Raw genomic sequence first — 22,239 nt, 5'->3', positions numbered from 1 at the left:
GGCTGCGGCCGATTATCGTTCGATCGGCGTCCAGGGGTGCGTATGGATTTTCGTTGGCTGCAGGACTTCTTGAGTCTGGCGGAGGTGAGCAATTTCACCGAAGCCGCGGCGACGCGTCACTCCTCGCAGCCGGCGTTCAGCCGCCGCATCCAGCAGCTCGAGTCCTGGCTCGGCGTCGAACTGATCGACCGCTCCTGCTATCCGACCAAGCTGACCCCGGCCGGCGAGCGCTTCCGCCGCACCGCCGCCGACATCATTCAACAAATGGTCGATGCCCGCGCCGGCATCAATGGCGAATCGGAAATCGGCCAGGAGGTCATCACCTTCGCGTTGCCGCACACGCTCGCCATCTCGCGTTTTCCGGCGTGGTGGAGCGTTTGGCAGGAAATCACCGGCGCATCGGGTTGCCGCCTGCTCGCCAGCAATGTGCATGACGCGGTGACCGCGCATGTCGCCGGACTCGCCGACGTGCTGCTCGTTTTCCATCATGCGCAGCAGCCGATCTTCCTCGATCCCGATCATTACGAGCGCGTCGCCATCGCCAGCGAGTGGTTTCGGCCCTATGTCGCGATGAAGAACGGCCAGCCGGCCTACAAGCTGCCCGGCACCGCCAAATCGCCCTTCCCTCTGCTCAACTATTCGACCAGCACCTTCATGGGCCGCATGGCCGATCTCATCATGCAGTCGGCGCCCGCGCCGGTGCATTCCTACAAGGCCTTCGAGTCCGATCTTGCCAGCGCTCTTCATAACATGATCGTCGCCGGCCACGGCATTGGCTGGCTGCCGGAATCCGCCGCCGCCGACGCGGTCGCGGACGGCAAGATCAAGGCGGCCGGCGACAATCGCTGGTCGGCACCCTTCACCATTTATGCGTTCTGCGACCGCGCACGCTCGGGCCCTGCCGTGCAGCGTCTGATGGCGCATTTGCGCAAATCGCCGATCGCTCTCTTTGCCGACAAACCCGCGGCACTCGCTTCAGGAAACCGTTGATGACTCACGTACTGCATCGCCAGATCGGCAAGGATTATCCCTTCGCGGTATGCGGCGAAGGCGTTCACATCTATGATGCAACCGGCAAGCAATATATCGACGCCTCCGGCGGCGCCGCAGTGTCCTGCCTCGGTCACGGCCATCGCGAGGTGATCGACGCCATGAAGGCGCAGCTCGACAAGATTGAGTTCGCGCACACCAGTTTCTTCACCACGCCTGCGCTCGAGGAACTGGCCGACGAACTCGCCGCCCATGCGCCAGCCGGCCTCGATCACACTTTCTTCGTCAGCGGCGGTTCCGAAGCCATCGAAGCGGCAATCAAATTGGCGCGGCAGAGCGCGGTGGAGAGCGGCCAGCCGCAGCGCCGCCATCTGATCGCGCGACGGCAGAGCTATCACGGCATTACCTTCGGTGCGCTGGCGATTGGCGGCCGCCCTTCGGCCAAGCGCGATTTCTCGCCGCTGCTGATCGAGACCCATCATGTTTCGCCGGTCTACGAGTACCGCGACCGCCATGCCGGCGAGACGCCGGAGGCCTATGGCGAACGGCTGGCGCAGGAACTCGAAGCCAAGATCAACGAACTCGGCGGCGACAATGTGCTCGCCTTCATCGCCGAAACCGTGGTCGGCGCCACACTCGGCGCCGCGCCTCCGGTGCCCGGCTATTTCAAGCGCGTGCGGCAGATCTGCGATCAATACGGCGTGCTGCTCATCCTCGACGAAGTGATGTGCGGCATGGGCCGCACCGGCACCTTGCACGCCTGCGAACAGGACGGCGTCGCGCCGGACCTGATGGCGATTGCCAAGGGCCTCGGCGGCGGCTTCATGCCGATCGGCGCGCTGATGCTGTCGGCGAAGATCTTCAACATCATCGCCAAGGGCTCAGGCGCTTTCCAGCACAGCCACACTTATACCGGCCATCCGCTCGCCTGTGCCGCAGCGCTTGCCGTGCAACGCATCATTCGCCGCGACAACCTGCTCGCTAATGTGCGCACGCAGGGCGCGCGGCTGTCCCGCCGTCTGCAGGAGCGCTTTGGCAATCATCCTTTTGTCGGGGATGTGCGCGGCCGCGGATTGTTTCAAGGCGTCGAAATCGTCGCCGATCGCGGCACCAAGGAACCTTTCGATCCGGCGCGCAAATTGCACGCGCGGATCAAACAGGAAGCCATGGCGCGGGGCCTCATGGTTTACCCGATGGGGGGAACCAAGGACGGCAAGAGCGGCGATCATGTGCTGATGGCCCCGCCATTCATCAGCGATAATGATACGATCGATCAAATCGTCGAAAGACTGGGCGAAGCGATCGATACCGCCATCGGTTCATAGGACCGGGCGAAGAAATACGCATTGCGGCGACGTGCCGGAATGCGTGATGATGGACCGCACAACAAGGTCCACGACACCGAACGACGCATAACTCACAACCAGGTTGGAGGGATTTTAAATGAACAAAATGACATTGACCGGCGGCGTTGCCGCAGCCGGCCTGATCGCGGTGCTCACCGGTTCGCCGGCCTTGGCGCAGCAGAAATTCGTCACCGTTGGCACCGGCGGCGTGACCGGCGTTTACTACGCGGTCGGCGGCGCGGTATGCCGTCTGATGAACAAGGATCGCGCCACCACCGGCATTCGCTGCTCGGTGGAATCGACCGGTGGTTCGGTGTTCAACGTCAACGCCATCAAGTCGGGCGAACTCGAATTCGGCCTGACGCAGTCCGACGTCCAGTTCAACGCTGCTAAGGGTCAGGCCCAGTTCAAGGACAAGGCCGACGCCGATCTTCGCGCCGTGTTCTCGGTGCATCCGGAGCCGTTCACGGTTCTGGCGCGCAAGGAATCCGGCGTTTCGAAGTTCGAGGATTTCAAAGGCAAGCGCTTCAATGTCGGCAATCCCGGCTCAGGCACCCGCGCCTCGATGGAAGAACTGCTGACCAAGATGGGCTGGAAGCTGTCTGACTTCTCGCTGGCGGCTGAGTTGAAGGCCGACGAGCAGGGCACCGCGCTCTGCGACAACAAGATCGACGGCTTCTACTACGGTGTCGGCCATCCGTCGGCGGCGATTCAGGACCCGACCACCGCGTGCGGCGCCAAGCTGATCTCGCTCAGCGGCGCGGCCATCGATGCGCTGGTCAAGGAGTATCCGTACTACGCCAAGGCGACCATCCCGGGCGGCATGTATGCCAACAATCCGAACCCGACCGAGACCTACGGCGTGCTGGCGACTGTGGTGACCTCGGCCAAGGTGCCGGAAGCCACCGTCTATGCGATGACCAAGGCCGTGTTCGACAACTTTGAAGAGTTCAAGAAATTGCACCCGGCCTTCGCCAACCTCGATCCGAAGAAGATGATCAAGGATGGCCTGTCGGCCCCGCTGCATCCGGGCGCCGCGAAGTACTATAAGGAAAAGGGCTGGATGTAAGTCCAGGCCGGTCGGAGGCGGCCCCAGGGCCGCCTCCGTTTCTTTGAGATCGTTCCGTCGCGGCGCGCCGCATATCATTCAAAAAAAACTAGATCGCGCCGCCCACCGAAGCCATGACGCTTCGGCATTTTCTGTTTCGCGTCCAGAGGGGAACCGCGATGTCCGACACCACTCAATCCGCGGCCACCCGCGAACAGCTCGAAACCATGGTCGCGGAAGCCGACACCGGCGGCCGCAAGACGACGGGCTTCAACAAGAAGTTCATCTTCGGTGTCGCCCTGGCCTGGGCGCTGTTCCAGCTCTGGTATGCCTCGCCCCTGCCCTACGCCTTCAACTTCGGCATTATCAACGACGGCAAGGCGCGCATCATTCATCTCGCCTTCGCCTTCATGCTGGTATTCGCGACGTTCCCGGCCTTCAAGGCGTCATCGCGCAACACCATTCCGATCGGCGACTGGATTCTGGCGCTGCTGTCCGTCGGCGCGACGCTTTATCTCATGGCGTTCTACGATGCCATTGCACTGCGACCCGGCCTGCCGACGACCATCGATATCGTCGTTTCGATCGTCGGCGTGCTCTGCCTGCTGGAAGCGGCTCGCCGCGCTGTCGGCCCGGCGCTGGCGGCCATCGCAGTGATCATGCTGATCTACATCTTTACCGGACCGTGGCTGCCCGGTCTGCTCGCGCACAAAGGTGCCTCGCTGTCTCGCGCCGCGTCGCAGATGTGGCTGACCTCGGAAGGCATTTTCGGCGTCGCGCTCGGTGTTTCGACCAGCGTCGTGTTCCTGTTCGTGCTGTTCGGCAGCCTTCTGGAACGCGCCGGCGCCGGCAACTACTTCATTCAGCTCGCCTTCGCCATGCTCGGCACTTATCGCGGTGGACCGGCCAAAGCCGGCGTCGTCGCCTCGGGCTTGACCGGCATGATCTCGGGCTCATCGATCGCCAACACCGTGACGACCGGCACCTTCACGATTCCACTGATGAAGCGCGTCGGCTATTCGGCGGTGAAGGCCGGTGCTATCGAAAGCGCGGCGGGCGTCAATGGCCAGATCATGCCGCCGGTGATGGGCGCCGCCGCGTTTCTCATCGCCGAGTATGTCGGCATCACCTATGCCGAAGTGGTGAAGCACGCCTTCCTGCCGGCCATCCTCACCTACGGTGCGCTGTTTTACATCGTCGATATCGAAGCGGCAAAGGCGCATATGCGCGGCCTGCCGCGCGCCTCGACCGCGCCCGTCCATCACGTGCTACTGCGCGCACTGATGACCGTCTGCGGCATCGTCGTGCTCAGCGGACTCATTTATTACGGCATTGGCTGGACCAAGACAGCATTCGGCAACGCCGCGACCTGGGTGCTCGGCATTGCTTTGATCGCGGCCTATGTGGGCCTGATCCGCTACAAGGCAAAACATCCCGACCTGCCGGCCGACGATCTGACCAAGGCCATCGTCAAGGTCCCCGACTTCTACACGACCGCCAACACGGGGCTGCATTATCTGCTGCCGGTCATCGTGCTGATCTGGTGCCTGATGGTGGAAGAGCTTTCGCCCGGCCTGTCGGCGTTCTGGGGCACGGCGCTGCTGATCTTCGTCATGCTGACGCAACGCCCGCTGCTCGCCTTCTTCCGCAACGAGCATAACTATGTTGCGCGCCTGCGCGACGGCGCTGACGATCTCATCGCCGCATTCCAGGGCGCGTCGCGCAACATGACGTCGGTCGGCATCGCCACTGCGGCGGCCGGCATCATCGTCGGCACCGTATCACTTACCGGCATCGGCCTGGTGATGACGGAAATCGTCGAGGCGGTCTCCGGCGGCAATCTTTTCGTCATGCTGGTAATGACGGCGGTGATCTGCCTCATCCTCGGCATGGGTATGCCGACCACCGCGAGCTACGTCGTCGTCGCCACGTTGATGGCGCCGGTGCTGGTCGAACTGGCGTCGCAGAACGATCTCGCGGTGCCGCTCGTCGCCGTGCATATGTTCGTCTTCTACTTCGGCCTGATGGCCGACGTGACGCCGCCGGTCGGGCTCGCCGCCTACGCAGCGGCGGCCATATCCGGCGCCGATCCGGTGAAGACCGGTGTGCAGGCGTTTCGCTATGAGATCCGCACCGCGCTGCTACCCTTCATCTTCATCTTCAACACGCAGCTTCTGCTGATCGACATCGGAAGCTGGTCTGAGCTCGTTCTGGTGGTCCTCTCTGCGACGATTGCCATGGGTTGCTTCGTTGCGGCAACGCAGGGCTGGATGCTGACGAAAAGCCGCTGGTACGAAACGGTGGCGCTGTTCCTGATCTGCTTCACCTTGTTCCGGCCGGGCTTCTGGCTCGACCAGATCATCGACCCTTACGTAACGCGCCCGGCGGCCGATCTCGTCCGCGTCGCGAACGATGCGCCACCTGGCACGACCATCCGCTTCCGCGTCAAGAGCCAGACGCGGGCCGGCGACGAGGTCGACAAGGTCATCCGCCTCACCTTGCGCGAAGGCGCGACGGGACCGGAACGCCTGCGCGCGGCCGGACTCGACGTGATGACGGTCGGTGACCGCACGCAGATCGGCAATGTGCGCTTCGGCAGCCAGGCCACGAAGTATGGCCTCGGCAATGGCGATCAGATTCTGTCGGTGCTGCTGCCGGCGGAGCGGCCGAGCCGCTTCTGGCTCTATATTCCGGCGCTGGTCGTGCTTGCCGGCATCGTGCTGCTGCAACGGCGGCGCCAGGACGCGCTTGAGCCCGCCACGGCGCGCTGACAAGCGGTCAATCGTGACGGATCAGCCCGCGGCGACGCGGGCTGGCGGCGTCAGCGGCGCCGGTTCCTTGGCGACGATCTTCATCGGCTCGGGCTTCGCCGATGGCGGGGTGAGCGTCTTCGCCGGTTCGGCATTCTTCACTTTGCTGCTCGCCGGTTTGGTCTTTGCAGACTTGGTCTTCGCGACCTTGGCTTTTGCAGGCTTGGCCTTTGCGGATTTGGTCTTTGCGGATTTGGTCTTTGCCGGTTTGGCGCTCTTCTTGTCGGCCTTGGCTGGTTTGCCGCCCGTCAGCGCCGCGATTTCGGCCTTGAGCTTCTTCAGCTTTTTCTTCAGCGCTTTGATGGTGTCGTCTTTTTTCGACATGTCGCACTCGCCGTCTGTACTGGGGGCCACGTTTGATTGCGGTCAGCGTAACGGGAACCGCCGGAGGGTCAATGACGCCACCGAACGAACGAGTAACGCGCTGAGATAACTGCGTATTTTTTCGGGTTCCAGGGCACGCAATCCGGCAATTTCCATGACAGATTTATGACAAACGCATTTCAGTCCGCGTTATCCCACAAAATGATGCACGCTATCGTTTACAGCCTTTGCCGCCGCGCTAGCATTGGAATGCCAATGAGAGTGCGGGCGATGACGAAACCGACCCAAGCGCGCGACGACGACAGCGAAGCACTGTACTGGCTCAAGATCGCCAAAGGCGTGCTGTCGGGCGAGATCGATCCGCACAATGCCCGCGCGGTGTTGAGCGCGCGCCGTCAGGCGCGCAGCAAGCCACGCATCAAGCCGCGCGTCGTCCGGCCGTCAGCAAAGCAGCACTGATTGTCCCGGGAGCGTCTCAGACCAGCGTGGCGCGGATGCGCGAGCTGACCATGTCGAGCACCATGACCGTCAGCACGACGATGATGATCTGCGCCGCGGTCTCGCCGTAGTGAAAGCTGCGGATGCTCTCGTACAAGGTCTGGCCGATACCGCCGGCGCCGACAATGCCGAGCGTGGTGGCCGAACGCACATTGGTCTCCAGGCGATACAGCGTCAGCGACGACCACATCGGCATCACCTGTGGAATGACACCGAAAACCACTTCCTGCACCTTGATCGCACCGGTGACGCGGATGCCCTCCACCGGGCGCGGATCGACGGCTTCGACCGCTTCCGAGAACAGCTTGGCGAAGATGCCGAGATTGTGAACGAACAGCGCCATCACGCCGGCGAACGGGCCGAGACCGACGGCGACGACGAACAGCAGCGCGAATACGATTTCGTTGATGGCCCGGCAGGCGTCCATCAAGCGCCGCACCGGCTGAACGATCCATTGCGGCGCGACGTTGGACGAGCAGAGGATCGACACCGGAATGCCGAAGATGACGGCGAGCGCCGTGCCCCAGATCGCGATCTGGATCGTCACCACCATGTCGATAAGGTAGCTTTCCCAATGGTGGAAATTCGGCGTCAGGAAGGCCTTGCCGAACTCGGCCATGTTGCGCCAGTCGGTCACCAGGGACGAGGCGCGGAACATCTCAGCCGGCGACCAGCTCCACACCAGCAAGCCGAATATGATGACCCAGATCGCCCAGCTCTTCAGGCGGTGCGACCATGTGTGCCGAGGCACGACGATCTCCGGCGCGAGTTTGCCGGTCATATGAGCGGTGGCGTCGGTCATGGCGTCCACGGGCTGGCGTTAGACAGGAAAAGGGCGCCGAACCAATCGTGGTCCGGCGCCCGGATGGTAGGTTAGTTCATCGGCGTCGATGTCATGGACGTCGCGAGTTCGGCGATGATCTTCTTCAGCTTGGCCTGATCGCCGGCCTTGTCGGCTTCCTGGAATTCGGCGACCTTCTTGCGGAAGGGGCTGGCATTGGCCTTGTCGGCCGCAGCCTGCCAGGTCTTGACCTCAGCTTCGAGCGACTTGATCTGAGTCGCCTTGTCTTCGGCCGACAGCTTGGCGTCGCCCTTGATCTTCATGATCGTCTTGTTGTTTTCCAGAATACGGATCGGAAGCAACTGATCGTCAGCCGACGGGCTGAACGGCGCCCATTGCAGGCCCGCAAGGATCTTCTTCGCGGCGGCGATCTCATCCGGCGTGCCGATACGGCCATAGCTCAGGATCCAGGTGTAGAGCTTGGTCTTGTCTTCGGTCGACATATCCTTGCGCCAGACGATCGGGTCGCTCGGGATCAGCGGCGAGGTCCAGATCACGCGGATGTTCTTGGCGGCGTCCGGCGCGGTCTTTTCGAGCCGGCGCAGGTTTTCGCTGTTGTTGGTGCCGACGTCGATCTGCTTGTTGGCCACCGCCATCGCGTTCGCCTCATGCGAGGCGTTGCGGACGGTCTTGAAGCAGTCCTTCGGCTCGATGTTCTTGGCGGCGAAGATGTACGAGGTCGGCACCAGGAAACCTGACGTCGAGTTCGGGTCGCCAATGCCGAAGGTGACGGTCTTATCGCACTTGAGCACGTCCTCGAGGGTCTTGATTGGCGAATCCTTCTGCACGATCAGATGCGACCAGTAGCCAGGATTGCCATCGGAATCGACCGACTGCACGAAGATCTGACCGTCGGCACGGTTGACGGCTTCCATCGCCGACTTGTTGCCGTACCAGGCGATCTGCACTTTCTTGAAGCGCATCGCTTCGATCACGCCGGCATAGTCGGAGGCATAGAAGCCGTTGACCTTGAAACCGGTGCCCTTCGCCATATCGGCGAGGAAGGGTTCCCAGATGGTCTTCAGGTTGCTGCTCGCTTCGGTCGCGATGATGCCGAAGTTGATTTCCTTGGTCTGGGCCTGAACCGCGGTCGCCGAAAGGCTGGCGGCGATCGCCAGAGCGGTACCAAGCATGGCTAGCTTGCGCATGATGCTTCTCCTGTTGCAGTCGTTTCTTGTCAATCGGGTCGAGCGATTCCCGCACTCAGGCGGTCAGGCGCCCGGCTTTCGCGTGCGGCCTCGTCATAGCCACAGTGGATGCAGGCGGCATGACAACCGTCGGCGGATCGGACCAATGGCCGTTGCCGTTCACAGCAGCCTGCGGATCCGACCAGTGCAGGCCGCCATCCGGTTCCGGTACGGCCCCGAAGTTCGGCAGGAACAGCTCTTCGGATTCGGCGCCGTAGATGTTGTTGAGAAAGGCCGGCGTCAGCGCGCTCGAAGGGCCGTCATAGGCAACCTTGCCGTCCTTGAGCGCAATGGTGCGCGGGCAGTATTTCATCGCGTATTCGACCTGATGAAGCGACACCAGCACGGTGAGGCCGTCCTGACGGTTCATGTCGGCGACCAGATCCATGACGCGGCGCGACGAGGCCGGATCGAGCGAGGCGATCGGTTCGTCGGCGATCAGCAGTTCGGCGCCCTGCACCAGCGAGCGTGCAATGGCGGCGCGTTGCTGCTGCCCGCCGGACAGATCGTTGGCGCGCCGCAGCGCATGTTCGGCAATGCCGACGCGCGCCAGGGCCTGCATGGCCACGCGCTTGTCGTCATCGCTGAAACGGCCAAGCGTACCGCGCGCCGTCGGCAGGCGACCGAGCAGGCCGAAGCAGACATTGGTGAGCAGCGACAGCCGCGGCACCAGGTTGAACTGCTGGAATATCACGCCGATGCGGGCACGCAGCGTGCGGCTGCAGCTGATGCGACCGCCGCGCTGGATTGCCTGGCCGAGTACGGTGATCTGACCGCTGGCCTTGCCGTCGCGCGCTCCGTCGATCGGGATCAGACCCGCCAGCGAGCGGATCAAAGTCGACTTGCCGGAACCCGAGGCGCCGATCAACGCCACCATCTCGCCGCGCTTGAGCGAAATGGACACGTCGTTCAACACGGGCTTGCCGCGCTGATAGGATTTGGAAATACCGATAGCGTCGATGACAGCTTCCGTTGTCACGCCGCGCCCTCCTGACCTCGTTGTCACAATCGCTAACAACGGCATGTGACAGTCGGATGAATGCGGCCGGGGTTTCTTCCGATGCGCACATGAGGGGGCCGGAGTCGCGGCAAAGACAAGGCGCCGTCATCGCTCGAGCAACAAGCGATCCAGTTAGCGCAACGTCTTCAATGGATTACTGGATGCCTCCGCTGTCGCGGGGCATGACCAGTCAACCTCAGGTGATGCCACCCAGTGCCACTTCATTGAGCACGACGAAGGGCGCACCGGCGGTCGCCTGCCTTGAAATGACCAGGCGATCAACGTTCAGGGCCGCCGCATCCGGCAATTGGTCGAACTGCCGGCCCAGGAAATTGTAGGCAGCCATCCGCTTCTGCACAGGCAGCGCGCCGGTCAGAGTCATGTGAAAGCGGAAATCCTCGAACACGTAAGGATAGCCCCAGCGATAGAGGTGCTCGATGTGGCGTTCGGTGAGGCCCGGCTTCAGCCGCTTCGCCAGTTCCTGCTCCGTCGGCAGAGCACGAAAATCATCGAAGGCACTAACGCAGGCATCGGCGAGGCGGTGGAGCGGCGCACAGGGTTCGGCCGGCACCAGCGCAATGAAGGAGCCGAGCTCCCGGACCACCAGCGTGCCGGCATGAACCGGCGCCTGCTCATTCGCAAAGGTCAGGAATGACACCGTCAGGTCGCGCTCAGTGGCACCGTCCTTGAGCCGCATCGGCGGCTTCATCGTCGCGTGAAAACCGTAGACCCGCGGCTCCCGTGTCAGGGCCGGCCACTTGGCCGCGTCAACACCATCCGGATAAGGCACGTCATTGCCTGTAAAGGCGTCGTAGCCGAGCACCGACGCACCAAAGCGATAGAGGGCGCTTGCAGCGGCCGGCACATAATAGATGGCATAGCGCGCCGACATGGTCCGGCCCCCGGCCTCAGTGCAGACGGCCGGAGTCGGCAAGATGGACGAAACGGCCATTCGCCATCGTCGCCACCGCCTTTGGCCGCGACGGATCGGCGGCATCAACGAGAACGAGATCGGCGCGCTTACCGGCCGCGATGGTGCCGCGATCGGCGAGCCCCGCTGCGCGGGCCGGATGCTCCGACACATAGGCCCAGGCCTGATGCAGCGGAAGCACCTTGTCCTGCTCCAGGCGGAATGCGGCGAGCAGCAGCGCCGGATAGTAATAGTCCGACGCCAGCACGGTGCAGAGACCGCGCGCGATCATATCTGCGGCGGCGACCCAGCCGATATGACTGCCACCGCGTACGACATTGGGCGCGCCCATGACGACATGATCGCCAGCCCTGGTCGCATCTTCGGCGGTTTCGACATTCACCGGAAATTCGGCAACCCGGCAATTGAGGGCGCGGAACCATTGCCGTTGCTGCGGCGACATGTCGTCATGCGATAGCATCGCGACAGCGCCGGCATTCGCGGCTTTGGCGAGACGTTCGATTGAGCCCGGTACTTCGGCCGCGCGACCGCGCAGACGTTCAACCAGCGTGTTGAAATCATCGACGGTAAGACCGGCACGGGCCGCCATCTCGGAAATTTTTCGTGTGCGCGGCGGCGAATCGGCGCTCGGCATGTGATCGTTAAAGCCAAGCATGCCGACGCGGCGCGCGCCGAGCCAGTCGGTCACTTCCTTTTCGGCGTCGAGGTTGAAAGTCTCGTAGCGCAGATGGCAATGCGTGTCCGCGCCGAGCGCGGGCCGCAGAGCTTCGATGGCGCCGAGCACGGCGCGCGCATTCTCGGCGCCGCGCAGGCCCGGCTCCCACGACCAGGTGAGGCCGTGAAACATGGTGGTGATGCCGTTGGCGACCGCCTGACGGTCACTGTCCTGCAAGGCGATATCGATGGGGAAGCCGACGCCAGGCCGCGGCATCAACTGCCGCTCGAAGGCATCACCATGGATATCGACAATGCCAGGCAGCACATAAAGCCCGCGCGCATCGAAGCTGCGGCCATTGCCGCCACCGGCGCCGAGCGCTGCAATGGCGCCATCCTTGTCGTCGATCTGGATATCGGCCTCGACAAAGTCGCCACCGGCCAGAACCTGTCCGCCCTGAATACGCATGAGTGTCCTTAGCCCGCTGCCTGCCGCGCTGGCAGCGCCGCGCCTTCATACTTGTCGAGAAACGCTTCGGCGCTGAGTGCACGGAAATCCGCGAGCGCTTGGCCGACCTGTTCATGCGGCCAGTCCCACCACGCGAGTTTGACCATGCGTTCGGCGACGGTGGCCGAAAAACGCGGCCGCAGCACCCGCGCCGGATTGCCGACGGCGATCATGTAAGGCGGAACATCCTTGGTCACGACCGCGCCGGCGCCAACCACCGCGCCGGTGCCGATGGAGCGGCCCGGCAAGACAATAACGCCATGGCCGATCCAGACGTCATGGCCGATGGTGACGTGGAACGAGCGCCGCCAGTCGAAGAACTCGGCCTCATCGGCCGCGCCATCGAAATAGGCGCTGGCGCGGTAGGTAAAGTGCGACTGCGTGGCGCGATGCATCGGATGATTGCCGGGATTGATCCGGGTCATCGCCGCGATCGAGGTAAACTTGCCGATGGTCGCATAGGCAATATCGCTGTCGTTGACGACATAAGAGTAATCGCCGAGCTCGACTTCGAGGAGCTTGGTGCGGGGGCCGACCTCGGTATAGGTGCCGAGCGTCGAACGCTTCACCTCGGCGGTCGGATCGACGACGGGTGTGGTGGAGAGTTGGCTTGCCATAGTGCTTTAAAACGCCCGATTAGTGACACTTACGTGACGCGCAATGCATCACTCAACTTTCCACGATGAGCGCCACACGGTCGGCGGAGAAACGCGCCCGCGCCAGCATGATCGGGACGTCCTCATCGGTAACATTGAGGCCCTCGGCTATGAGAATGGGCCGATGTACCGACAGCCGCAGCCGGCCGGCATCCACGGCATCGGTGAAACCGGCGCTGATGCGCGTCCATTTGCGCCGGTAGCTCTTGACGCCGAAATGCTCGAGCGTGCGCGTGATTGAACGGGCGCGGCGGAACACTTTGGCGGCGTCACCGAAACGGTCCGCCGGCAGCCACGAGGTTGATACCGAAATCGGCACCCGGTCGGCGGCGCGCAGAATTTCCAGCCGCACCACCTCGTCGCCCGGCTTGATGCCGAGATCGCGGGCAATGTCCTCGCTCGCCGCTTCGTGGCGATGCCCCTGAAGCCGGCCTTCCGCTTCGTGACCGGCGGCGGCCACGATTTCGGAAAACTTCATGCGCTGGCTGATGGGATAATTGAGCTTGTCGGTTTTGACGAATGTTCCGCTGCCGCGCTCGGTGCGCACCAGCCCGCGCGTCGCCAGTTCCGCCATGGCACGGCGCACGGTGTGCCGATTGACGCCGTAACGCGCGGCGACTTCGCTTTCCGCCGGCAGTTTCGAACCGTTGTCGTGCTTGCCGACCAGAATCGCCTGCTCGAAATCGTCGGCAATGCAGCGCCACAGCATGACGCCGCGGGCGAGCAGATCGTCGCGGTCCGAAGACCCTCTGGAAACACCCCGGGGTGTGCGAGTGAGCATGGCGGCCCTGTCATCACAGCGTCACGGCTGCGCATTTATAACTTGTCTACTCGGCTAGACAAGTTATAAATGCGACTTGTCTAGCCCACTAGACAACTTCGGAACCCCGGCCAGCCGAGATATCGCGGATGATTCCCGACACCGACCCCGATTCAGGCAACGCATTGCCCGATCTCGCGAAACGGCGGGAAGCCCTCGCCGTTCTGGCGCGCGCTGATTCGAAAGATATTGCCCGCGGCTTGCATCAGATTCATGACCGAGTGTCATATTCCGAGCCGCGCGCCCCCGAGATCGGCCTCGTCATGCTCCGCGGCCGTATCGGTTCGCGCGGCGCGCCTTTCAATGCCGGCGAAGCCACCGTAACGCGCGCCGCCGTGCAGCTTGCCTCCGGCGAAACCGGTTTCGGTTACGTGTTCGGCCGCGACCGGGAGAAGGCACGGCTGGTCGCGCTGTGCGACGCGCTCTGGCAAGTCGAAGACCGGCGCGAGGCCGTCGAAACTCAGATACTCGCGCCCCTGCGACAGAAGCAGAAAGAACAGCAAGACCTCGCTCGCGCCCGCACGGCGGCGACCCGAGTCGACTTCTTCACGCTGGTACGCGGGGAGGATTGAGATGCTCGACATCACCGCCAATACACCCGAGTTCGATCCGGCCTACGCCAGCCAGGCTGCGTTCCGTGCGCTGATGGAATGCACGGCGCGGCCGGGCGACATCCGAAAGCTCAAGGGCGTCGATGCGCCTGCACCCTTCGCACCCGCTACCGCCGCGCTGATCAAGAGCCTTGCCGATTACGAAACCCCGCTGTGGCTCGATGCCAAATTTGCGGTCGACAGAAACATTACCGACTGGATTCGCTTCCACACCGGCGCGCCGATCGTGCGCGAACCGGGCGATGCAGCTTTCGCCTTGATTGCAGATGCCGATGCGGCGCCGTCGTTCGCGCAATTTGCTCAAGGCACGGCCGAATATCCCGATCGCTCGACCACGCTCATTATGCAGATCACGCGCTTCAGTGGCGGCGGCTTCACGTTGCGCGGCCCCGGCATCAAGACGACGCGCGACTTCGCTGCGTCGCCTCTGCCCGCCGGCTTTGCCGCCCGCATGAAGGAGAACCGCGCGCTGTTTCCGCGCGGCATCGATCTGGTGCTGGTGGCCGGCACCGACATCGCGGCCCTGCCGCGCTCGGTCACGGTGGGGGAGCGCTGAGCCATGTATGTCGCAGTCAAAGGCGGCGAACGCGCCATCGACAATGCCCACAAGCTCCTCGCCGATGCGCGGCGCGGCGACCCCAATGTCCCGGAACTGTCGCTCGATCAGATCGACAACCAGCTTGCTCTGGCAGTCGACCGCGTGATGAGCGAGGGCTCGCTCTACGACCGCGAACTGGCCGCGCTCGCCATCAAGCAGGCGCGCGGCGACCTGATCGAGGCCATCTTCCTGCTGCGTGCCTATCGCACGACGTTGCCGCGCTTCGGTGCATCGGAGCCTCTAGAAACGGGCGAGATGGAAATCCGCCGCCGCATTTCGGCGACGTTCAAGGATTTGCCCGGCGGGCAGGTGCTGGGGCCGACCTTCGATTACACCCATCGCCTGCTCGACCACACGCTTGCCGAACAAAGCCAAGTCGAAGAACCCGCCACCGCGCCGGCCGACGGCGCACATTTCAAGTCAGTTGCCGAGTTACTCGCCGGTGGCGGGTTGATCGAAGGCGACGATCCACCGGCTGATGAGGTCGGCGATCTGACTCGCGAACCGCTATCTTTTCCGGCGAACCGTGACCTTCGCCTGCAGAATTTGGCACGCGGCGACGAAGGCTTCCTGCTTGCGCTCGGCTATTCGACTCAACGCGGCTTCGGCCGGACGCATCCGTTTGCCGGCGAAATCCGCTACGGCGAGGTCGAGGTCGAATTCTTCGCTGAAGATGCCGGCTTCGCCGTGCCACTCGGCATCATTGCCGTCACCGAATGCCAGATGGTCAACCAGTTCACCGGCAACGGCACGCAGGCACCGCGCTTCACGCGCGGCTACGGCCTGGTGTTCGGCCAGAGCGAGCGCAAGGCCATGTCGATGGCACTGGTCGATCGCGCGTTACGCGCCCGCGAACTCGGTGAAGAGACCGGCTCACCCGCACAAGACGAAGAGTTCGTGCTCAGCCACTCCGACAACGTGCAGGCGACCGGCTTTGTCGAGCATCTGAAGCTGCCGCACTATGTCGATTTCCAGTCCGAACTCGGCCTGCTGCGCAAACTGCAAGCCGAATTCCATGCTGCCAATCTGCCGTCCGATGCCCCGATGCAGGATGCCGCCGAATGAGCGCGCCAGTTTACAACTTCGCTTATCTGGATGAGCAGACCAAGCGCATGATCCGCCGCGCGATCCTGAAGGCGATCGCGATTCCTGGCTATCAGGTGCCATTTGCGTCGAGGGAAATGCCGATGCCTTACGGCTGGGGCACAGGCGGCGTGCAGGTCACGGCCTCGATTCTTGGGCCCGACGATACGCTAAAGGTGATCGACCAGGGGTCGGACGACACCACCAACGCCGTTTCGATCCGTAAGTTCTTCGTCAAGACCGCGGGCATCGAAACGACGACGCGGACCGAAGAAGCGACCGTGATTCAAACGCGACACCGTATTCCGGAAACCGCGCTCACCGAAAACCAGGTGCTGGTCTATCAGGTGCCGATCCCCGAACCCTTGCGCTTTCTCGAACCCCGGGAGACCGAGACGCGCCGCATGCATGCGCTGTCCGAGTACGGCCTGATGCACGTAAAACTATACGAGGACATTGCCCGCCACGGCCACATCGCCACGACTTACGCCTATCCGGTCGAGGTCGGCGGCCGCTATGTGATGGACCCATCACCAATTCCGAAGTTCGACAATCCGAAGCTGTCGGACAGCGCGGCGCTGCAACTGTTCGGCGCTGGTCGCGAAAAGCGCATTTATGCCATCCCACCCTACACGCATGTGAAGTCGCTCGACTTCGAAGATCATCCATTCGAACCGTATAGGCACGACGCTTGCTGCGAACTTTGCGGCGCGATGAATTCCTATCTCGACGAAGTGATCACCGACGACAAGGGCAGCCGAATGTTCGTTTGCTCTGACACCGATTTCTGCGAACAGCGGCGAAATGAGGGCCACGGACCGGCCACGATGGCCGGAAAGGAGGCTACCCATGGCTGAGATCGACGCTGTCACCATCCGCGAGGCGGAAAAGCGCGACCTGCCTGGCGTGCTGGCACTCTACGCCCAGCCCGATCTCGATGACGGTAAGGTGCTGTCGACAATCGATGCCGAGCGCATCTTCGATCGCTTCGCCCGCTACCCGGACTACACGCTCTATGTCGCTGAACTGGACGGCCGCATCGTCGGCACCTTCGCGCTACTGATCATGGACAATCTCGGGCATCTCGGCACACCCTCGGCTGTGGTCGAGGATGTCGCGGTCGGACCGGCCGTGCATAGCCGCGGCGTTGGCCGCGCCATGATGGCCTTCGCCATGGAACGCGCCAAGGAGAAGCACTGCTACAAGATTGTGCTATCGTCGAATGCCAAGCGCGAGCGGGCTCACGCCTTCTACGAGAACATCGGCTTCGAACGTCACGGCTACAGCTTCCGCGTCGTGTTCAACGAGGTGACGGCATGACCCCGTTTGACGACGACAAACCGCTGCTGATCGCCGAGGGACTGACAAAATATTACGGCCGTCAGCTTGGCTGCCGCGACGCCTCTTTCGAACTCTACGAGGGCGAGGTCATGGCGGTGGTCGGCGAATCCGGCTCCGGCAAATCGACGTTGCTGCAGATGCTGTCGACGCAAATCGAGCCGACATCCGGACGAATCCTCTATCGCATGCGCGATGGCGGCATGAAGAACCTGTGGGAGATGAGTGAGCCCGAGCGCCGGTTCCTGCTGCGCACCGACTGGGGCTATGTGCACCAGGACCCGCAGCACGGCCTGCGTATGGGCGTCTCCGCCGGCGGCAATGTCGGCGAGCGGCTGATGGCGATCGGCCAGCGCAATTATGCCGGCATCCGCGCCACCGCCGCCGACTGGCTCGGCCGCGTCGAAATCCCGGAGAACCGCATTGACGACACGCCGCGCACCTATTCGGGCGGCATGCGCCAGCGCCTGCAGATCGCGCGCAACCTCGTCACCGCGCCGCGCCTGATCTTTATGGACGAACCGACCGGCGGCCTCGACGTGTCGGTGCAGGCGCGCCTGCTCGATCTCTTGCGCCGTATCGTTTCGGAGATGCGCATTGCCGCCATCATCGTTACCCACGATCTCGCTGTGGCGCGGCTCTTGTCGAACCGCATCATGGTCATGAAAGGCGGCGAAGTGATCGAAGCCGGGCTCACTGATCAGGTGCTCGACGACCCGCACCAGCCCTACACGCAGCTTCTCGTGTCCTCGATCCTGCCGGTGTGAACCATGCCCGCGCTTGAACTCAAAGACGTCACTAAGACCTTCGTCATGCACCTGCAGGGCAGTCTCAAGCTGCCGGTGCTGAACGACGTCAGCTTCAAGGCCGAGGCTGGTCAGTGCGTCGTGCTCACCGGACCGTCCGGCACCGGCAAATCGTCGATCCTGAAGCTGATCTACGGCAATTATCGCTGCGATGAGGGCGCCATCCTGGTGCGCGACGGTGAAACCCAGGTCGACCTCGCCACCGCGGCGCCACGGCGCATCCTCGCGGTACGCCAGCGGGCGCTTGGTTACGTCACTCAGTTTCTGCGCGCGGTCCCGCGCGTTTCAGCGCTCGACATTGTCGCCGAGCCCCTGATCGCCCGTGGCGTCGCCCGAGACGACGCCACGGCGCGCGCCGCCGCCATGCTCAAGCGCTTCAATGTGCCGGAGCGGCTGTGGAGCCTGCCACCGGCCACCTTCTCCGGTGGCGAGCAGCAGCGCATCAATCTCGCGCGCGGGCTCTTGCCTGAGCATCCGATCCTGCTATTGGACGAGCCGACCGCCTCGCTCGATGCCAAAAACCGCGCCGTGGTTGTCGACATTGTGCGCGAGCGTAAAGCGCGCGGCACAGCGATCGTCGCTATCGTTCATGACGAGCAGGTCCGGGACGACATCGCCGACGTCGCTGTCGACGTCACCCGTTTCGCCACTGCCGCCTAGAGAAACATGCCCGACACGACGATCATCGAAAATGCCCGCATTGTCCTCGCCGACAAAGTGATCGAACGCGGCTATGTCGCATTCGACAACGGCCAGATTGCCGAGATCGGCGACGGCAAGGCGCCTGAACGCGGAATTGACGCCGAAGGCGACCTGCTGCTGCCCGGTCTCGTCGAACTGCACACCGACCATCTCGAGGCGCATGTGCAGCCGCGACCGAAGGTGCAATGGAATGCCGTATCGGCCGTCGTCTCCTACGACGCTCAGATCGCAACCAGCGGCATCACCACCGTGCTCGATTCGCTGCGCGTATGGCGCGAGGAAGGCAACGCCGAAGGCGTCGATGGCCAGGCTGCCCTGCTGTCCCGTGCTATCGACACGGCACGCGCAGCCGGGCTGTTGCGCGTCGATCACTATCTGCACCTGCGCTGTGAAGTACCGATGCCGCAGGTCGTCATCGATACCGCCGAACTGATCGGCCGTCCCGATGTGCGACTCATCTCGCTGATGGACCACACGCCGGGCCAGCGCCAGTTTCAGGATCCTCAAAAGCTGCGTGAGTATTATCGCGGCAAAAGCGGCGGCATGAGCGAAGCCGAGCTGGACGAAATGTTCGCCCGCCGCATCGCCCATTCCGAGAAATATGCCCCGGACAACTACAAAGGTCTGGTCGAATTGGCTCACCGTCATGACACGCCGATAGCAAGCCATGACGACACGACGGCCGCGCATGTCGATCAGGCAATCAAGGACCGCGTCGCCATCGCCGAATTCCCGACCAACGTGCCGTCGGCGCAAGGCCTGCATGCCAACGGCATCAAGGTGATGATGGGCGCCCCGAACCTCGTTCGCGGCGGGTCGCATTCCGGCAATGTCGCAACCGCCGAGCTCGCGCGCGCTGGTCTGCTCGATCTGATGTCATCGGACTATGTACCGTCGAGCCTGCTGCTCGCTGCGCTCATGCTGCCGCAGCAGGCGTCGAACTACGACCTGCCCGCCGCCATCCGTACGGTGTCGAAAACACCGGCAGAAGCGGTCGGTCTCGATGACCGCGGCGAGATCGCCACCGGCAAGCGCGCCGACGTCATTCGCGTGCACGTGGCGCCGGAAGGCGCGGCGGTGCGCAGCGTCTGGAGTGCCGGCCGCCGCGTCGCCTAACTGGGCCGCGCGTGCCGCTTGCGCCAAGACATAGATCGTTGCGGCCGGCATGACGATCAGCCGTTGCGATAGGTGTAGCTGTAGCCGTTCAATGCCGGCGCACCACCAAGATGCGCGTAGAGAACTTTTGATCCGTCGGGGAAGAAGCCTTTCTTCACGAGATCGATCATGCCCTGCATCGATTTGCCCTCGTATACCGGATCGGTAATCATCGCTTCAGTACGCGCGGCAAAACGGATTGCCTCGTTCGTCTCATGGCTCGGTACGCCATAGGCGGGATAGGCGTAGTCCTCAAGAATAACGATCTCATCGTCACGCACCGCGCGACCAAGCTCGACCAGTTCCGCGGTGTTATCGACAATCTCGCGTACCTGGGCGCGGGTTTGCTGCAGCGTACCCGAAGCATCGATGCCGACCACACGGCCGGCGCGATTGTCAGCGGCAAAGCCGACAATCATGCCAGCTTGTGTCGAACCGGTCACGACGCAGACGATGACATAGTCGAACTTGATACCCATCTGCGCTTCCTGGGCACGCACTTCCTCGGCGAAACCGACGTAACCGAGCCCGCCATACTTGTGCACCGAGGCGCCGGCCGGAATCCCATAAGGCTTGCCACCAGCATCCTTGACGGACTGGATGGCATCTTCCCAGCTCTTGCGGATACCGATGTCGAAACCGTCTGGCACGATGCGGCTGTCGGCGCCCATCAGACGCGTGAGCAGGATATTGCCGACGCGATCATAGACAGCGTCTTCGTGCGGCACCCAGCTTTCCTGCACCACAACGCATTTCATGCCGATCTTGGCGGCGGTTGCCGCCACCATACGGGTGTGGTTCGACTGTACACCGCCGATCGACACCAACGTATCCGCATTCGAAGCGATCGCGTCCGGCACGATATATTCGAGCTTGCGCAGCTTGTTGCCGCCAAAGGCAAGGCCGGAGTTGCAATCGTCGCGCTTGGCGTAGATCTGCACCTTGCCGCCGAGCGCTTCGGTCATGCGCGGCAGGAACTCGATCGGCGTTGGGCCGAAGGTCAGCGGGTAACGTTCGAACTTGTCGAGTCTGAGCACACCGATCCTCCGGGCGTCTGAATGATGCCGTAAGGTAGCCGGAACTCAGCGAAACGTGCTCTCAAAAATTGGCCAATTATTCGCCTAAAGTACCTAATATTCTAATTATTTCAGTTACTATTTTCATATTTAAGAAATACAATGAAATATTCTTTCAGCGGGGGAGGAGCTAACCAACCGGGAAGATCCAGCGGCCTCACGATGAAGTCGGCCGACTTACTGCGCCGGCTTCGAAACCACACAAAACGAAACACGCTAGCAGTTGAAGTCCGTCAGACTTCTCCCAACGTCCGGATAGCGCAAGCGGATGCGCGCAATGTCACTCTGGAATTCCTGAACCATCCAATCGCAGATGTCTGTCACGACATCCGAATGAGGGCGTTCGGTCAAAATCAGATCACACCGGCGTCCGGTAGCTATGACCTGAGGCAGAGCCGGCACGAGTGCGCCGGATGCAAGCAGACCGGACACCACATTTAACCAGCCAACCGCCATGCCCTGGCCGGCCAACGCCGCCTGTACAACCAATGTGTATTCAGTCAACAGAATCTCATTCTCCCGGCTTCCCGCGGCGTCCGGCGCGAACAGTTGGTGCCATTGAAACTGTGAGCCGCTGAGCGAGATCATCCGTGCCGCTGCGGGCAGCAGATCATCGGCATCGTTGCGCGCACCCGGATAACGGTCCGCACAAACCGGCAAGAGGAGTTCGCGCATCAGAGGATACACGCGTTTATTCGAATCCGCCTGGGGATCGAACCGCATTGCAATGTCGACGCCGTCGACAGGTCCTTCCAACGGACCATTGATAAGCTGGAATTGAATCTCTTCCCCCGGGAAGCGGGCCTGAAAGCGGGCCAGCCTGGGCATAAACCAATGGGTGGCGAAGGCAGCCGAAACCGACAACATGATCGGCCGGCGTACCGGCCTGTTGCGATCGACAAGATCGGCGACGGTTCTCTCGATCTCGCCAAAGCTTCGCGAAATCCCGGAGAACAGGTTGGTACCCTCCTTGGTCAGGACGGCGCCTCTTGGCGTCCTGCGGAACAGAGGGATGCCGAGATGCAACTCCAGCCGGCCGATGGTTCGGCTGACGGCAGGGCCTGTCACGCCAAGTTCACTGGCGGCCTTGGCGAAGGTGCCACACCGCACGGCGGCTTCAAAGGCAACCAGTGCATTGAGAGAAGGAAGCAAACGTCTGATATGGGACATTACAAAATGTAACCTCCTCGGTGATTATTTGTCGGCTTGCCGAAAACGCACCGATGCTTGACATTCTTCAGATAGCGCCGTGTCGAT

Annotated in this window: 23 protein-coding genes; 13 read left to right on the top strand and 10 right to left on the bottom strand. The window is 62.6% G+C overall.

Features of this window, described 5'->3' with window-relative positions; all coding sequences use genetic code 11:
- Positions 1-42: 42 nt before the first annotated feature.
- From DXH78_RS06900 to DXH78_RS06885, 4 genes are all read left to right on the top strand, one after another.
- Positions 43-990, top strand: a complete 948-nt coding sequence (locus tag DXH78_RS06900; RefSeq protein ID WP_115516358.1) for a LysR family transcriptional regulator — start codon at positions 43-45, stop codon at positions 988-990.
- Positions 990-2,315, top strand: coding sequence for an aspartate aminotransferase family protein (locus tag DXH78_RS06895; RefSeq protein ID WP_115516357.1), 1,326 nt, complete (start codon positions 990-992; stop codon positions 2,313-2,315). Before DXH78_RS06900 ends, DXH78_RS06895 begins: the two co-directional genes overlap by 1 nt.
- A gap of 118 nt (positions 2,316-2,433) precedes the next feature.
- On the top strand, positions 2,434-3,405 hold the full coding sequence (locus DXH78_RS06890) for a TAXI family TRAP transporter solute-binding subunit (RefSeq protein ID WP_115516356.1): 972 nt from the start codon (positions 2,434-2,436) through the stop codon (positions 3,403-3,405).
- Positions 3,406-3,563: 158 nt separating this feature from the next.
- On the top strand, positions 3,564-6,155 hold the full coding sequence (locus tag DXH78_RS06885; RefSeq protein ID WP_115516355.1) for a TRAP transporter permease: 2,592 nt from the start codon (positions 3,564-3,566) through the stop codon (positions 6,153-6,155).
- Between the two features lie 21 nt (positions 6,156-6,176).
- Here the strand turns inward: DXH78_RS06885 and DXH78_RS06880 are convergent, their stop codons facing one another.
- Positions 6,177-6,518, bottom strand: coding sequence for a hypothetical protein (locus tag DXH78_RS06880; protein WP_115516354.1), 342 nt, complete (start codon positions 6,516-6,518; stop codon positions 6,177-6,179).
- Between the two features lie 270 nt (positions 6,519-6,788).
- Here DXH78_RS06880 and DXH78_RS06875 point away from each other — a divergent pair, with 270 nt between their 5' ends.
- Complete coding sequence (locus tag DXH78_RS06875) at positions 6,789-6,977, top strand: hypothetical protein (RefSeq protein WP_115516353.1); 189 nt, start codon at positions 6,789-6,791, stop codon at positions 6,975-6,977.
- 16 nt (positions 6,978-6,993) lie between these two features.
- Here DXH78_RS06875 and phnE read toward each other — a convergent pair whose 3' ends face one another.
- From phnE to phnF, 7 genes are all read right to left on the bottom strand, one after another.
- A complete protein-coding gene (phnE, locus tag DXH78_RS06870; RefSeq protein ID WP_115517764.1) occupies positions 6,994-7,818 on the bottom strand; it encodes a phosphonate ABC transporter, permease protein PhnE in 825 nt (274 codons plus the stop codon).
- Positions 7,819-7,889: 71 nt separating this feature from the next.
- Entirely contained in the window at positions 7,890-9,005 is a 1,116-nt protein-coding gene (phnD, locus tag DXH78_RS06865; protein WP_115516352.1) for a phosphonate ABC transporter substrate-binding protein, read from the bottom strand.
- Between the two features lie 55 nt (positions 9,006-9,060).
- Positions 9,061-10,023 carry a phosphonate ABC transporter ATP-binding protein gene (phnC, locus tag DXH78_RS06860; protein ID WP_245416754.1) on the bottom strand — a complete coding sequence of 321 codons (963 nt, stop codon included), beginning with the start codon at positions 10,021-10,023 and terminating at the stop codon, positions 9,061-9,063.
- A 217-nt stretch (positions 10,024-10,240) separates the two neighbouring features.
- The gene (locus tag DXH78_RS06855) at positions 10,241-10,936 is read right to left on the bottom strand and encodes a DUF1045 domain-containing protein (RefSeq protein ID WP_168192726.1); all 696 of its coding nucleotides are present in this window, start codon (positions 10,934-10,936) and stop codon (positions 10,241-10,243) included.
- A gap of 16 nt (positions 10,937-10,952) precedes the next feature.
- Positions 10,953-12,098 (bottom strand): alpha-D-ribose 1-methylphosphonate 5-triphosphate diphosphatase, encoded by a 1,146-nt coding sequence (locus DXH78_RS06850; RefSeq protein ID WP_115516349.1) that lies wholly within the window; start codon positions 12,096-12,098, stop codon positions 10,953-10,955.
- 8 nt (positions 12,099-12,106) lie between these two features.
- Positions 12,107-12,754, bottom strand: a complete 648-nt coding sequence (locus tag DXH78_RS06845; RefSeq protein WP_115516348.1) for an LbetaH domain-containing protein — start codon at positions 12,752-12,754, stop codon at positions 12,107-12,109.
- A 52-nt stretch (positions 12,755-12,806) separates the two neighbouring features.
- Positions 12,807-13,574 carry a phosphonate metabolism transcriptional regulator PhnF gene (gene phnF / locus DXH78_RS06840; RefSeq protein ID WP_115516347.1) on the bottom strand — a complete coding sequence of 256 codons (768 nt, stop codon included), beginning with the start codon at positions 13,572-13,574 and terminating at the stop codon, positions 12,807-12,809.
- A gap of 128 nt (positions 13,575-13,702) precedes the next feature.
- Here phnF and phnG point away from each other — a divergent pair, with 128 nt between their 5' ends.
- Genes phnG through DXH78_RS06800 form a run of 8 tightly spaced genes read left to right on the top strand, consistent with a single transcriptional unit; the run spans position 13,703 to position 19,867 of the window.
- Positions 13,703-14,185 carry a phosphonate C-P lyase system protein PhnG gene (gene phnG / locus DXH78_RS06835; RefSeq protein WP_115516346.1) on the top strand — a complete coding sequence of 161 codons (483 nt, stop codon included), beginning with the start codon at positions 13,703-13,705 and terminating at the stop codon, positions 14,183-14,185.
- Between the two features lies 1 nt (position 14,186).
- A complete protein-coding gene (phnH, locus tag DXH78_RS06830) occupies positions 14,187-14,780 on the top strand; it encodes a phosphonate C-P lyase system protein PhnH (RefSeq protein ID WP_115516345.1) in 594 nt (197 codons plus the stop codon).
- Positions 14,781-14,783: 3 nt separating this feature from the next.
- Positions 14,784-15,887 carry a carbon-phosphorus lyase complex subunit gene (locus DXH78_RS06825; RefSeq protein ID WP_115516344.1) on the top strand — a complete coding sequence of 368 codons (1,104 nt, stop codon included), beginning with the start codon at positions 14,784-14,786 and terminating at the stop codon, positions 15,885-15,887.
- Positions 15,884-16,762, top strand: a complete 879-nt coding sequence (locus DXH78_RS06820) for an alpha-D-ribose 1-methylphosphonate 5-phosphate C-P-lyase PhnJ (protein ID WP_115516343.1) — start codon at positions 15,884-15,886, stop codon at positions 16,760-16,762. The genes DXH78_RS06825 and DXH78_RS06820 overlap by 4 nt, the downstream gene beginning before the upstream one ends.
- Entirely contained in the window at positions 16,755-17,225 is a 471-nt protein-coding gene (locus DXH78_RS06815) for a GNAT family N-acetyltransferase (protein WP_115516342.1), read from the top strand. The genes DXH78_RS06820 and DXH78_RS06815 overlap by 8 nt, the downstream gene beginning before the upstream one ends.
- Positions 17,222-18,010: a phosphonate C-P lyase system protein PhnK gene (phnK, locus tag DXH78_RS06810; RefSeq protein WP_115516341.1), complete on the top strand. Its 789-nt coding sequence runs from the start codon at positions 17,222-17,224 to the stop codon at positions 18,008-18,010. Before DXH78_RS06815 ends, phnK begins: the two co-directional genes overlap by 4 nt.
- A gap of 3 nt (positions 18,011-18,013) precedes the next feature.
- A complete protein-coding gene (phnL, locus tag DXH78_RS06805; protein WP_115516340.1) occupies positions 18,014-18,709 on the top strand; it encodes a phosphonate C-P lyase system protein PhnL in 696 nt (231 codons plus the stop codon).
- Between the two features lie 6 nt (positions 18,710-18,715).
- Positions 18,716-19,867: an alpha-D-ribose 1-methylphosphonate 5-triphosphate diphosphatase gene (locus tag DXH78_RS06800; RefSeq protein ID WP_115516339.1), complete on the top strand. Its 1,152-nt coding sequence runs from the start codon at positions 18,716-18,718 to the stop codon at positions 19,865-19,867.
- Positions 19,868-19,923: 56 nt separating this feature from the next.
- Here DXH78_RS06800 and DXH78_RS06795 read toward each other — a convergent pair whose 3' ends face one another.
- Positions 19,924-20,943 (bottom strand): 1-aminocyclopropane-1-carboxylate deaminase, encoded by a 1,020-nt coding sequence (locus DXH78_RS06795; RefSeq protein WP_115516338.1) that lies wholly within the window; start codon positions 20,941-20,943, stop codon positions 19,924-19,926.
- Positions 20,944-21,198: 255 nt separating this feature from the next.
- Positions 21,199-22,152: a LysR family transcriptional regulator gene (locus DXH78_RS06790; protein ID WP_115516337.1), complete on the bottom strand. Its 954-nt coding sequence runs from the start codon at positions 22,150-22,152 to the stop codon at positions 21,199-21,201.
- Positions 22,153-22,239: the final 87 nt, after the last annotated feature.

Origin of the sequence: Undibacter mobilis, assembly GCF_003367195.1 — a bacterium.
In the GTDB taxonomy this organism is placed as follows: domain Bacteria; phylum Pseudomonadota; class Alphaproteobacteria; order Rhizobiales; family Xanthobacteraceae; genus Pseudolabrys; species Pseudolabrys mobilis.
This window is presented reverse-complemented; position numbering and strand designations above follow the sequence as displayed.

What these genes read in the sequence shown, in the direction of transcription:
- phnG (WP_115516346.1), top strand. Translation starts at nt 13,703, where the DNA reads ATGATTCCCGACACCGACCCCGATTCAGGCAACGCATTGCCCGATCTC.
- DXH78_RS06850 (WP_115516349.1), bottom strand. Translation starts at nt 12,098, where the DNA reads ATGCGTATTCAGGGCGGACAGGTTCTGGCCGGTGGCGACTTTGTCGAG.
- DXH78_RS06880 (WP_115516354.1), bottom strand. Translation starts at nt 6,518, where the DNA reads ATGTCGAAAAAAGACGACACCATCAAAGCGCTGAAGAAAAAGCTGAAG.
- DXH78_RS06825 (WP_115516344.1), top strand. Translation starts at nt 14,784, where the DNA reads ATGTATGTCGCAGTCAAAGGCGGCGAACGCGCCATCGACAATGCCCAC.
- phnE (WP_115517764.1), bottom strand. Translation starts at nt 7,818, where the DNA reads ATGACCGACGCCACCGCTCATATGACCGGCAAACTCGCGCCGGAGATC.
- DXH78_RS06895 (WP_115516357.1), top strand. Translation starts at nt 990, where the DNA reads ATGACTCACGTACTGCATCGCCAGATCGGCAAGGATTATCCCTTCGCG.
- phnF (WP_115516347.1), bottom strand. Translation starts at nt 13,574, where the DNA reads ATGCTCACTCGCACACCCCGGGGTGTTTCCAGAGGGTCTTCGGACCGC.
- DXH78_RS06790 (WP_115516337.1), bottom strand. Translation starts at nt 22,152, where the DNA reads ATGTCCCATATCAGACGTTTGCTTCCTTCTCTCAATGCACTGGTTGCC.
- phnD (WP_115516352.1), bottom strand. Translation starts at nt 9,005, where the DNA reads ATGCGCAAGCTAGCCATGCTTGGTACCGCTCTGGCGATCGCCGCCAGC.
- DXH78_RS06820 (WP_115516343.1), top strand. Translation starts at nt 15,884, where the DNA reads ATGAGCGCGCCAGTTTACAACTTCGCTTATCTGGATGAGCAGACCAAG.
- DXH78_RS06900 (WP_115516358.1), top strand. Translation starts at nt 43, where the DNA reads ATGGATTTTCGTTGGCTGCAGGACTTCTTGAGTCTGGCGGAGGTGAGC.
- phnH (WP_115516345.1), top strand. Translation starts at nt 14,187, where the DNA reads ATGCTCGACATCACCGCCAATACACCCGAGTTCGATCCGGCCTACGCC.
- phnL (WP_115516340.1), top strand. Translation starts at nt 18,014, where the DNA reads ATGCCCGCGCTTGAACTCAAAGACGTCACTAAGACCTTCGTCATGCAC.
- DXH78_RS06855 (WP_168192726.1), bottom strand. Translation starts at nt 10,936, where the DNA reads ATGTCGGCGCGCTATGCCATCTATTATGTGCCGGCCGCTGCAAGCGCC.
- DXH78_RS06845 (WP_115516348.1), bottom strand. Translation starts at nt 12,754, where the DNA reads ATGGCAAGCCAACTCTCCACCACACCCGTCGTCGATCCGACCGCCGAG.
- DXH78_RS06815 (WP_115516342.1), top strand. Translation starts at nt 16,755, where the DNA reads ATGGCTGAGATCGACGCTGTCACCATCCGCGAGGCGGAAAAGCGCGAC.
- DXH78_RS06885 (WP_115516355.1), top strand. Translation starts at nt 3,564, where the DNA reads ATGTCCGACACCACTCAATCCGCGGCCACCCGCGAACAGCTCGAAACC.
- DXH78_RS06875 (WP_115516353.1), top strand. Translation starts at nt 6,789, where the DNA reads ATGACGAAACCGACCCAAGCGCGCGACGACGACAGCGAAGCACTGTAC.
- DXH78_RS06800 (WP_115516339.1), top strand. Translation starts at nt 18,716, where the DNA reads ATGCCCGACACGACGATCATCGAAAATGCCCGCATTGTCCTCGCCGAC.
- phnK (WP_115516341.1), top strand. Translation starts at nt 17,222, where the DNA reads ATGACCCCGTTTGACGACGACAAACCGCTGCTGATCGCCGAGGGACTG.
- DXH78_RS06890 (WP_115516356.1), top strand. Translation starts at nt 2,434, where the DNA reads ATGAACAAAATGACATTGACCGGCGGCGTTGCCGCAGCCGGCCTGATC.